This is a genomic window from Acinetobacter sp. CIP 102129, assembly GCF_000368305.1.
Taxonomy (GTDB): Bacteria; Pseudomonadota; Gammaproteobacteria; order Pseudomonadales; family Moraxellaceae; genus Acinetobacter; species Acinetobacter parvus.
Window position 1 is genome coordinate 45,751 of sequence record NZ_KB849333.1, and the last position, 12,614, is coordinate 58,364.

Here is a 12,614-nt window from a genome sequence, read left to right on the forward strand (position 1 = left end):
GCTTTTAAAGCTAAGCCCGTGTCTGCATAGGTTTTAGCATCTGCCAATGTATTAGACAAACCTGTGGTTAGCGCGGTTTGATCTGCTTTCGTTGCCAATCCTGTATCAGCATAGGTTTTGGCATCTGCCAATGTACTAGACAAACCTGTCGTTAATGCAGTCTGGTCGGCTTTTAATGCTAAACCATCCGTTAAAGCCGTATTCGTCGCATTTAACTGTTTACCTGTGACTGCATCTTTAGAAGTTGCATCTAATGTTGCATCCTGTAAATTGGTGATTTTTGTACCGCTTGCACCTGCCAGCGTTAATGTCGCTTGGTTCGAGGCGGTGTCGTATAGAACTGTATCGGCATTAGCTGTAAAATTACTTAATGCAGTATCCACATAAGCTTTATTGGTGGCATCAGTCGCATTTACTGGTGTTGCCACATTGGTAATCCGTTTTGTTGCACCTGCACGACCAACCGAAATTGTATTGGCTTCATCAGCCACTGAGTTTAGACCAATGGCGGTTGCTCCTGTTGCCACCGCTTTACTGTTAATCCCGAACACGCTACTATGGTCAGCCAATGCAAGGTTTCCGCCCTGTCCAAAGCTCTTCACAATATCAGTCGCCTGTGCAGCAGTTACGGCTTGACCATTCACTTTGGTCAGTAAGGATGGATCGCCTTTTAAAGTTGACCAATCTGCTGCTGTGGTTTCAATCACAACACCGTCCAAGGTTGTTACGCCACCTACAGTGGTCATAGTTAGTGTATAGTTTGGTGTTAAAAGAAGTCGATCTGGGCTATAGAAACCGCCATAGCTTGCCAATCCTGAACCTACTGCTGTGGTATTTAGTCCCATAGCAGTATTACCTGTTCCAAGTGCATTGCTATAAATACCTCCTGAAACCAAATTATTAAACCCTACCGCATTTGACCCTGTGGTTTTTACAGTATTTGCCGTACCCAGTGCTGAACCGCCTAAGCCGCTCACTGTATTACTATAACCTATGGCATTTGTTCCCCAACTCCCATTATTAACAATATTGCCAACACCCATTGCAGTATTATAAATATCACCATAGTTTTTATTATAAGAACCAAAGGCATTATTTCCATTACCAAAATTCGATACTACAGTATTACTATAACCCACCGCACTGCTATACAAACCCGATGCAATATTTGCTGTACCTACTGCACTACTATAAGAACCAACCGCTATATTTCCGCCTTTCTTCGCTGCATTTTTAAAGGCAGCGACTTTAACAGGGTCGGTTTCATTTACACCACCGACTGTAAATGAGTCAATATCATCCAGACTTGCGCCTGCTGTCGCTGGGTTAGTGCTTACCACAATACCACCCACTGCGGTAATTTTATTTGTTCCTGCTTCTTTCGTAGTTGCATGTGCATAACCTTTCGCTGAACCTAAAGCCGTGTCGGTTGTAGAACGAGCGTAGTTGTCGCTGGCGACAGTTCCGCCTGTTACACTCGCAAATTTAGTATCCACATAACCTTTATTGGCTGCATCCGTCGCATTTACTGGTGTTGCCACATTGGTAATCCGTTTTTCTGCACCTGCACGACCAACCGAAATTGTATTGGCTTCATCAGCCACTGAATTTAAACCAATAGCGGTAGCCCCTGCGGCAACGGCTTTACTGTTAATGCCGAATACGCTGCTTTGACCAGACAACGCCAGGTTACCGCCCTGTTTGAAGTTATTGATAATATCGGTTGCCTGTGCTGCTGTGACGCTCTGTCCATTGACTTCGGTCAATAAGCCGGGGTTTGCAGAGAGTGCTGCCCAATCTGCTGCTCTGGTTTTAATCACCACGCCATCCAAAGTGGTGACACCACCCACACTGCTAAACGATGGTGTGTAGCTGACGGGCGTTAAAACAACCTGTTGGCCCAAAATACCTGTATAGGCGGCCAAACCGGAGCCGAAGGCAGCAGCATTTTGCCCAATCACGGTATTACCGGTACCTATGGCGTTGGCATATCCGCCTGTTACTATATTATTTAGACCTATGGCATTACCTCCAACCACAGTGACGGTATTTTTTGTGCCGATGGCTGAACCAAAGGAATTGCCTACGCTATTGCTATAACCCAACGCATTGGTGCCCCAACCTGTACTATCAATTATGTTGCCAATACCAACGGCAGTATTTTTTGTACCGCCATTGTTTTTATTATAGGCACCCAAAGCGTTATTGAGGTCTCCATTCGATGTCGTATTACTATAGCCAACAGCAGTATTATAGGTACCCGATGCGCTATTGCTATTACCTAGCGCAGTACTAGAACCACTCGATGCCGTATTGCTATAGCCTACCGCAGTACTATAACCACTCGATGCAGTATTGCTATTACCGACCGCATTACTATATAACCCTGAGGCAATATTGCCGGTACCCAGGGCACTGGCTTGACCATCCATCGCCAGGTTGCCACCTTTTTTGATGGCATTAATAAAGGTTGCAAATTTAACCGGATCAGCGGCTTTGGTGGTGGTCAGACTATTGACGGTAAAAGAGTCAATATCATCCAGACTGGTACCTGCGCCAGTGGTGGTTACCGCAATACCCCCCACTTTGGTAATTTTATTTGTTCCTGCTTCTTTCGTAGTTGCATGTGCATAACCTCTCGCTGAACCTAAAGCGGTATCGGTTGAAGTATGAGCATAATTATCGCTGGCGATTGGCGTACTTCCGCCTGTAGGTAAATTATCAATCCTTGTATTTAAGGTTAAAACTTCGCTGTCTAGTTGTTTTTTATTGATTGCATCAGTATCGGCTGTACCTGCCTTAACATTGGTAATTTGTTTTTCTGCACCTGCTTTACCAACCGAAATACTGTTGTCTCGGTCAGTTTCAGAGTCGTTACCTAAAGCCGTTGCGCCTGTATGCGTGGCTTTGCTATAACTACCAAAGACACTGCTATTCGTTGCGCTTGCTGTATTGTTAAAACCAACGGCACTACTGCCTACACCTGTTGCATTATTGATGACCCCAACCGCACTACTGGCGATACCTGAAGAAATATTAGATTTACTCCACCCTTGAACATAATCCAAAAAGACCTGTTTTTGTGCCAAAGTGAGCGTAGTATTACCATTAATAGAAACAATGTCATTTGCAGTTACATTGGATAAATCCGAATTAGCTGAAACACTTGAAGAGGTCACAATCGTCGTCACACTACTACCAGTACCATAAGTAATCGTGTTACCATTTATAGAAGCCTCACTCGGCGCACCAAAGCCATTCCCGACTGCTATACTTCCAAACCCTGTTGCCTGATTTCCGTGTCCTAATGCACTACTCGCAATGGCACTTGCTACATTCCTTGAACCCACCGCAGTGCTATGATCACCCGATGCAGCATTAGTATAACCCAATGCACTGCTCATAGCACCCGATGCAGTATTCCTATAACCAAATGCACTGCTAACATAACCCAATGCAAGATTATTAGAACCCACCGCAGTGCTATAAACACCCGATGCATTATTCACATGACCCAATGCACTGCTAACAGAACCTGATGCAGTATTATTATAACCCACTGCACTGCTAAGATAACCCAATGCAGTATTATTATAACCCAATGCACTGCTAGTAATACCCGATGCGGTATTGCCCAAACCTACCGCATTACTGCCTGCACCACTGGCATTATTACTTACACCGACTGCGCTGGCAGCCACACCTGAAGCTCTATTTTGACCTTTTTGTACCGCATCAATAAATGCCCGCTTTTCGTCAAAAGTTGGATTGGTATTGCCATCAATGGCTGTAATATTGTTGGTCCTTAAAGCTGCAACCGATGTTGCTGTGGTGGTAATCGGAATGTCATCAATTGAGGTAATGACACCGCCTACACCTGGGACAATCAAAGCGTTGTTTATCCCTGAACCGATAGCATTTGAAAGCGTACCTGTGGCTTGGTTATGCGAACCTATGGCATTACTTGAAGTTGCGGATGCGGTATTTAGATTACCGACTGCACTGCTATTTTGACCCGATGTGGTATTGAAATAACCGACTGCACTGCTATATCGACCCGATGCAGTATTGCTAACACCGACTGCACTGCTAGCAAAACCCGATGCTTCATTGAAATAACCGACTGCACTACTACCAAGACTCGATGCGGTATTTTCATAACCGACTGCACTGCTTGCTTCACCCGATGCAGCATTCATTACCCCTACGGCACTACTCTTCTGTCCAACGGCAATATTTCCACCTTTTTTGGCTGCATTGATAAACGCTGCTACTTTAGCTGGTTGGTCTGCTTTGGTGGTCGTTACCCCACCCACTGTAAATGAATCAATATCATCCATATTCAGACTGGTTGAAGTTACGGTGGTCCCTGCCACACTGGTCAAGGTTGTACCATTGTTAGTACTGATATGTGCAGTACCTCTCGCTGAACCTAAAGCCGTGGCGGTTGAAGTATGAGCATAATTGTCGCTGGCGATTGGCGTACTTCCGCCTGTAGGTAAATTATCAATCCTTGTATTTAAGGTTAAAACTTCGCTGTCTAGTTGTTTTTTATTGATTGCATCAGTATCGGCTGTACCTGCCTTAACATTGGTAATTTGTTTTTCTGCACCTGCTTTACCAACCGAAATACTGTTGTCTCGGTCAGTTTCAGAGTCGTTACCTAAAGCCGTTGCGCCTGTATGCGTGGCTTTGCTATAACTACCAAAGACACTGCTATTCGTTGCGCTTGCTGTATTGTTAAAACCAACGGCACTACTACCTACACCTGTTGCATTATTGATGACCCCAACCGCACTACTGGCGATACCTGAAGAAATATTAGATTTACTCCACCCTTGAACATAATCCAAAAAGACCTGTTTTTGTGCCAAAGTGAGCGTAGTATTACCATTAATAGAAACAATGTCATTTGCAGTTACATTGGATAAATCCGAATTAGCTGAAACACTTGAAGAGGTCACAATCGTCGTCACACTACTACCAGTACCATAAGTAATCGTGTTACCATTTATAGAAGCCTGACCCGGCAGACTAAAACCATTCCCGACTGCTATACTTCCAAACCCTGTTGCCTGATTTCTGTGTCCTAATGCACTACTCTTAATGGCACTTGCTACATTCTCTGAACCCACCGCAGTGCTATGAACACCCGATGCATTATTCAAATAACCCAATGCACTGCTCATAGCACCCGATGCAGCATTACCATAACCCACTGCACTGCTAGCACCACCCAATGCAATATTATAAGTGCCCAATGCACTACTAGAATTACCTGAGGCTATATTGTTTACACCAACCGCATTGCTATTTTGACCCGATGCTTCATTTCTAAAACCGACTGCACTGCTACTAAAACCTGATGCGCTATTCTCAAAACCCATCGCACTGCTGCCACTACCCAATGCAATATTTGCTGTACCCATCGCACTGCTATAATCGCCAATCGCAATATTTCCGCCTTTTTTCGCTGCATTGATAAACGCTGCAACTTCGGCTGGGTCGGTTATTTTGATACTATTGGCTGTAAATGAATCAATATCATCAAGACTGGTACCTGTTCCTGTGGTGGTTACCGTAATGCCACCCACTTTGGTAATTTTATTTGTTCCTGCTTCTTTCATAGTTGCATGTGCATAACCTTTCGCTGAACCTAAAGCCGTGTCGGTTGAAATATGAGCGTAGTTATCATCTGCCCAAACATTCACTCCAGTAATCGCTGCAATACTCAACACCAAACTCTTGAGCACCAATGGCTTAAAGGAAAAAACGAAATTTTTTCCTTGTTCATCATCATGAGCATTGCTTAGGCTATTTTCTGTTGTCCCTGTGGTGTTATCGGTCTTGCCTGCACTTTTGGCATTCTCCGAAACAACAATCATACGCCCCAGTGATTTATTCCAGATTTTTTTAAAGATGTGATTCATATCTGTACCAGATTTTTTTTGACTATTAGGTACAATTACAAAGCATTACATACGAAGTTGTATATCACTGAAAACTGGTATTTTGACGAATGGTGATTATTTTTAAACAAAGATTATATAGGTAATCACTAAAATTTTATGGGAAATAAATACGCTCAAAATGACAAATTTTGTCAAAATAAAACCTAAAATACCAAATTACAGTGATAGCCAAAACCCTGTATTGTGCCTATGCTAGAAACTGGGAATCACTTTTTAAGTCTTATTATGATTCACGTATCTCAAACTGAGCTGATCTTGCCTGTACCTGTCTTTATTCTGGAAGACGATGCAATCATGCAACAACGTTTAAAAAGAATACTGTTAGAAATTGGCTATGCAGAAGACGCGCTTATTTTTGCCCAGACCCTATCTCAGGCAATAGACATGCTTCAAGAGTACCCGATTTCCTTTTCACTGGTTGACCTGGGCTTACCCGATGGCAATGGTATTGATTTTATAGAAAATTTAAGACAGACCGATGAGGTCTCACCTATTTTGGTCATCTCGGCATGGAGTACGCAGGAAACCATTTTAAAAGCGATACAGGCGGGTGCAACGGGTTATCTTTTAAAAGAACGGGATGATTTCGAAATCATGTTATCAATTCGTAGTATATTACGTGGTGGAGCACCCATTGACCCATTTATTGCCCAACAAATTTTGTCAAAAATTACATTTGAACAAAAAGTAAAAGATGTGGCGGTGGCAGAACAAAATAATTTACTCTCAACTCGGGAATTTGAAATCCTGCAACTGGTTGCTCAGGGAATGTCGAACCGAGAAATCGCTGATTTTCTTCATTTATCAAAATATACAATCGAATGCCATATCAAACATATTTACCGAAAACTTTCGGTCAGCAGCAGATCAAAAGCCATCAATACCGCACGTTCACTGGGTATTTTATAAAATATCTATGCTTATGCTGGCTCGTTATTCTGGCGCAAACTTCCTTTGCAAAATCTTCCGCATCTGAGCAAGTCAATTGCACCGCAAACATTCAGTCGATCCAAATGGCAAAAGCCATTGGACAAGACGGTACTCAACGTCCTGAAACAGGCTGGCAAAATGTAAAATTGCCCGATCAATGGGATAAGCGTAAATTCTACTATACGGGCAGTACATGGTATAAAATCGTGTGGGATTATCAGTGTCCAACCACAACAAAAACCCCAATCACCATTGTGATCAGCTATATCAATATGACTGGTCAGGTTTTTATTAATAATGACTTGTTATGGCAAGATCAGTCTTTGGTTGAACCGCTTTCCCGTAGCTGGAATATGCCACGCTACTGGAATTTACCCGTATCCAGCCTAAAACAGGGCGAAAATATTCTTTGGGTACGTGTAGTAGGTGTAAAGAGTCAAAATTCGGGTCTGGGTCAGGTCCTAGTGGGCAATGCTGATCAGGTCAGACCAAAATTTCAGATGTTTTGGAATCAACAACGTGTGTTGGTGTTTTTAAATTTAATCACGTCACTCACTTTAGGTGTAATTGCTTTCCTGGTATGGATTTTTCATCGTAAAGATCAGATTTTTGGCTGGTTTACCTTGGCAGCGCTCATGTGGAGCATGGTGATGTTTAATACCATTATGCTTGAAGCACCTTTTGGTTTAACCACATTACAAATCGCTCGTATCAGTATCGTGTGTTTTTTTGCTTATAGCTTATTTTCCTGTTTTTACGCATGGCGCTTGGCACAACGCAAATTTCCACGTTTAGAAAAAATTTTATTGTTGATGCTATTCATTGCGATTGGCATGGCCATACTGTTACCTGATACCGCGCTATACAATTTTATCTCGGGTACTTTTTCCCTTGGTCTATTGGTTCTATTAATAAATTTTATCAGTTATCAATGGATTGCCTATCGTTCCAAATTATTGGAAGCCTATTTACTGGCAGCAGTATTTTTGTTTTTTATCATTGTCTGTATTCATGATACATTCCAGATCATGCAATCCAATAATAGCTTTTTATGGATGTCTTATACAGCACCCTTAACAAGCTTATTAATTGCAATTATTTTAGCGTTACGTTTAGCCAAAAATTTAAGAGCAATTGAAAACTTTAACCGGACCCTCAAACAAAACATTCTTGAAGCCAAAAATGAACTAACACTTTCTCTCAATACCCAGCATCAACTTGAACTGGACAACGCAAAACTACAGGAACGTTTACAACTTGCCCATGATTTACATGACGGTTTGGGGGGTTCCCTCGTCCGTTCAATGGTTACAGTAGACCAAAGCCAGACCAATCTAAGCAATCAGCAGTTTTTATCCATGCTCAAAATATTAAGGGACGACTTACGGCAGGTGATTGACAGTGGTTCAAGTACAGGTGCCAAAGTGCCTGACACACCCATTTTATGGGGAGCACCTTTACGCTATCGTTTCACCCAACTGTTTGATGAGCTGAATATCACAACAAAATGGTCTTTTCCAGAATCATGGCAAAAACAGCCAACCCCGCTGGTGTGTTTAACATTGCTTCGGGTCGCAGAAGAAGCCCTGACCAATATTCTGAAACATAGTCAGGCAACATCGGTAAAGTGCGCCCTGTTTTTCTCCAAGGGGCAACTGGTACTGGACATTGAAGATAATGGTATTGGCTTTGATGTAGAAGCGGTTCAGAATGCAGGAATGAGTGTTGGACTAAGAAGTATGCAAACACGTCTGGAACGGCTGGGTGGACATCTTACGGTTCAATCCGAGGCTGGAAGAACCTGTTTAAAGGCCTGCTTGCCTGTTTAATTGCAGAATGTTCCAGCACACCAAAATGGTATACTGGAATAACACGATCCATTATTTAATTGCATCTAGCAAAGTCTGCTGTGCATTATGGGGTTCTTCACCAGCGGCAGGTTTGGTTCGTTCCCACACACCATCGCTCTGTAACAACCATGCCTGTTGATTATCCTTGAGATAATTAAGTAAACCAAGTTGATAAATACGTTTTTTCGATGCTGGGTCTTCAATTGGGAAACATGCCTCAACACGATTAAACAGGTTGCGATCCATCCAGTCTGCACTGGAGCAATAAATACGTGGATTGCCATTGTTGCTAAAGTAATAAACACGGGTATGTTCAAGAAAACGGCCAACAATCGAACGGACACGGATATTTTCAGACAAATTTGGCAAGCCTGGACGTAGACAACAGATTGAGCGAATAATCAGGTCAATCTGCACACCAGCCTGAGAGGCTTCATACAGTTTATTGATCAGTTGTACTTCGGTTAGGGCATTGACCTTGACAATAATTTGCGCTGGCTTACCTGCCTTAGCATTGGCAATTTCTTCATCAATATAATTGATCAATTGTGCATGCAAGGTAAAGGGTGCATGCAGAAGCTTTTTCGGCTTCGCCATTTTGCCCATTCCCGTGAGTTCCTGAAAGATACGGTGTACATCTTCGCAGATATCTTTATCTGTGGTCATCAAGCCATAATCGGTATAGATACGGGCATTGGTGGCATGGTAGTTACCCGTTCCCAAGTGCACGTAACGCACCAGTTTATTGTTTTCACGGCGTACAACAAGGATCATTTTGGCATGGGTTTTATAACCAACGATCCCATAAACAACCACAGCACCCGCCTCTTGCAGCACATTTGCAACTTCAATATTGGATTCTTCATCAAAACGAGCACGTAACTCAATCACAGCCGTGACTTCTTTACCGTTGCGCGCTGCTTCTGCCAAAACCTGTACAATTTCCGAATCCGCACCACTACGATACAGCGTTTGTTTAATTGCCAACACTTGTGGATCACGCGCAGCTTCACGTAACAGTTGAATCACAGGTGCAAAGGATTCAAACGGATGATGTAGCAAGATGTCCTGTTTCTGCATGGCAGAGAAAATACTTTCAGTCTTCTTAAAGACTTTGGGAATCACAGGGGTATGTGAGTCATAACGCAAGTGCGGACGTTTAAAATTGGAGAGTAAACGTGCCAGATTGACAGGACCATCAACTCGATAGAGCTGTTCTTCGTTCAGATCAAATTCATCCAGCAAATATTCATAAATATGTTTCGGGCAGTTATGTGTCACTTCCAGACGTACCGCACGACCAAAACGGCGTGAACTTAATTCACCTTTCAATGCCTTTGCCAAATCCTCTACATCTTCATTCAAGGCCAAGTCTGCATTACGGGTGACGCGGAACTGATAACAGCCTGTTGCGGTCATACCTGGGAACAGATCAGACACATGCTCATGGATGATTGCGGACAACATCACATGATGCTCTTTACCACCTGTCAATTCATCAGGTAAACGCACCACACGCGGTAAAGAACGTGGTGCAGGCACAACCGCCAAGTCAATCTGACGGCCAAAGGCATCCTTACCCTCTAGTGTCACGATAAAGTTCAGACTTTTATTCACCAAACGTGGAAATGGATGTGCAGGATCAAGGCTGATTGGTGTTAAAACAGGTGCGACCTGTTCCTGAAAATACTTTTTAATCCATGCCGATTGTGCAGGTGTCAGTTCACCACGGCGCAGGAAACAGATATCTTCCTCACGCAGCTTCGGTAGAATTTCTTCATTCAGGATACGGTATTGACGTTCAATGGCAGCATGTGCAGTTTTAGAAATCTGATCAAGCACCTGTTTCGGTGTTAAACCATCTGGACTACGGCTTTCATTGCCCAGCGTCAGTTGTTCCATCATTCCTGCAACACGGATTTCAAAGAACTCATCAAGGTTGCGTGAAAAAATCAGCAGGAAGTTCATCCGCTCCAATAATGGATGAAGTGGATCGACTGCCTGTTCCAAAACGCGCAGATGGAAATCGAGAATCGAAAGTTCACGATTAATATAGCGGTCATTATAGCTGTATTCTATTGGGGTCGTTGTAGCCACTGCCGTATTCATACCAAACCTTGTTGATTTATCATTGATCAAGACATGGTTTAAGTATGCTGCAAAATTATTTCAATTTGGTAAAAAAACCCAAAAATATTGGGCTTTTTTCACTTCATCACACTTTAAGATGGGCTTACTCTGGAATCTGGGTTGCATTCATATATTTCAGGATGCTTCTTTTACGGTACTGAAGTTTTCGGTCATCCCTATGATCCTGATAATATTTTGGATTGGGCAATAGTGCAGCGAGAAAAGCAGCCTGTTCACGGGTCAGGCTTTTTGAACTTTTACCATAATAAAACTGTGCTGCCGCCTCAACCCCATAGAGATTCTGGCCGAATTCCACTGCGTTCATATACACTTCAAGAATACGACGTTTTGACCACATTCGCTCCATCATCCAGGTCGCGACCACTTCCTGTCCTTTTCGAATAAACGAACGCTTATTATAGAGGAACAGATTTTTTGACAGTTGCTGCGAAATGGTGGAACCACCCGCTACAATTTTGCCCTTTTCATTGTTTCGTTCCAAAGCATCCTGAATCCCTTCAATGTCAAAGCCATGATGATGGATAAACCTGGCATCCTCAGCCGCTAGAATCGCATGCTTAAAATTATCGCTAATATCATCATAATCACGCCATTGCTGCTTGATCGGCTTAAAGTCGGTCAGATAATCCCAACGCATAAACATGGTGGTTTCAACAGGATGAGTACGCCACCACACCAGACTGCTAAAAATCCAGAGCTGGATGAGCAATACCAGACCAATAATCAACATGAGCGCGCGCGCTAAAAAGGCTTTCATTAAAGTGCATCACTCCTTGGGGCATCTGTTCTGCAAAATATCAACAAACCACGTAAAAACCGTTGATATTTTGTAGAACATATTCATGCTAAGCTATTTTTACATCAATCACTTGCTTAAACCTATGACTGAAATGACACCACCACAGATCAATAATCAAAAGTTACAGATACAAACATGGTGGTTTACTGCGCTACTGATCACAGTCAATGTCGGATTATTTGGCTGGCAAATTGTTTCAGGTGTGAATATTACCGACCCTTCCCCTATGGATGCAATTGCCTGGGGCGCAGATTTTACCCCACTCACTTTTATGGGACAGCCTGAACGTTTATTTACCAGCATGTTTTTTCATTTTGGCTTGATTCACCTGATGCTGAATATGTGGGCACTCTATATTTTTGGCAATGTGGCAGAACAGTTGTTTGGTCGGTTGTATTATATCGGAATGTATGTACTGGCTGGTTTGATGGGCAGTTTACTTTCCAGCTATCTGTCTATTCGTGATGGCTATGAATTATTACAACATTTTGATCGCCTTGCGGGACTACAATCGTCCCTCATCCCCCATATCAGCGCAGGTGCGTCTGGTGCAGTGATGGGATTGGGCGCAGCACTCACTGTTATTTCATTGTTTCCACCTTTGCCTCAGCAACGTTTTTGGCTGGACAAGAAATCATTATTGATGGTAATGGCAATTAACATTGTGTTTGGTTTCACCGTGGCAGGCATCAATAATGCGGCACATATTGGTGGCATGATTATGGGTGCTTTATTGGCAGGTGCATGGTATCTGGGAGAAAAAATACAAAAACCTGCTTTGATTCAGATCGGTGCTTTAATTATAGGTACTGTATTACTCGCTGCTTTTTATTTCTATTGCACAGAATTAAGTACAGGGCTTGATCCATTATGGAATGAGATTTTAAGGCAGAATCAACTTAGCTAACACCT

General features: G+C 42.8%; 6 protein-coding genes. 3 read left to right on the plus strand and 3 right to left on the minus strand.

Going from position 1 to position 12,614, the window contains the following annotated elements:
* A partial coding sequence (locus F973_RS00710; protein ID WP_004758747.1) for an ESPR-type extended signal peptide-containing protein occupies positions 1–5,930 on the minus strand: 5,930 nt, incomplete at its 3' end.
* Between the two features lie 231 nt (positions 5,931–6,161).
* Here F973_RS00710 and F973_RS00715 point away from each other — a divergent pair.
* Together F973_RS00715 and F973_RS00720 are read left to right on the plus strand one after the other, a co-directional pair.
* Complete coding sequence (locus F973_RS00715) at positions 6,162–6,881, plus strand: response regulator transcription factor (RefSeq protein ID WP_004758749.1); 720 nt, start codon at positions 6,162–6,164, stop codon at positions 6,879–6,881.
* A gap of 104 nt (positions 6,882–6,985) precedes the next feature.
* Positions 6,986–8,731, plus strand: coding sequence for a sensor histidine kinase (locus tag F973_RS00720; protein WP_004758750.1), 1,746 nt, complete (start codon positions 6,986–6,988; stop codon positions 8,729–8,731).
* Positions 8,732–8,782: 51 nt separating this feature from the next.
* On the opposite strand, the gene ppk1 is transcribed toward F973_RS00720, so the two are convergent.
* Both ppk1 and mtgA read right to left on the minus strand, forming a co-directional pair.
* Entirely contained in the window at positions 8,783–10,861 is a 2,079-nt protein-coding gene (ppk1, locus tag F973_RS00725; protein WP_004758752.1) for a polyphosphate kinase 1, read from the minus strand.
* Between the two features lie 124 nt (positions 10,862–10,985).
* Complete coding sequence (gene mtgA / locus F973_RS00730; protein ID WP_004681409.1) at positions 10,986–11,660, minus strand: monofunctional biosynthetic peptidoglycan transglycosylase; 675 nt, start codon at positions 11,658–11,660, stop codon at positions 10,986–10,988.
* A 124-nt stretch (positions 11,661–11,784) separates the two neighbouring features.
* Here mtgA and F973_RS00735 point away from each other — a divergent pair, with 124 nt between their 5' ends.
* Positions 11,785–12,609, plus strand: coding sequence for a rhomboid family intramembrane serine protease (locus tag F973_RS00735; RefSeq protein WP_034432047.1), 825 nt, complete (start codon positions 11,785–11,787; stop codon positions 12,607–12,609).
* The last annotated feature ends 5 nt before the right edge of the window (positions 12,610–12,614 follow it).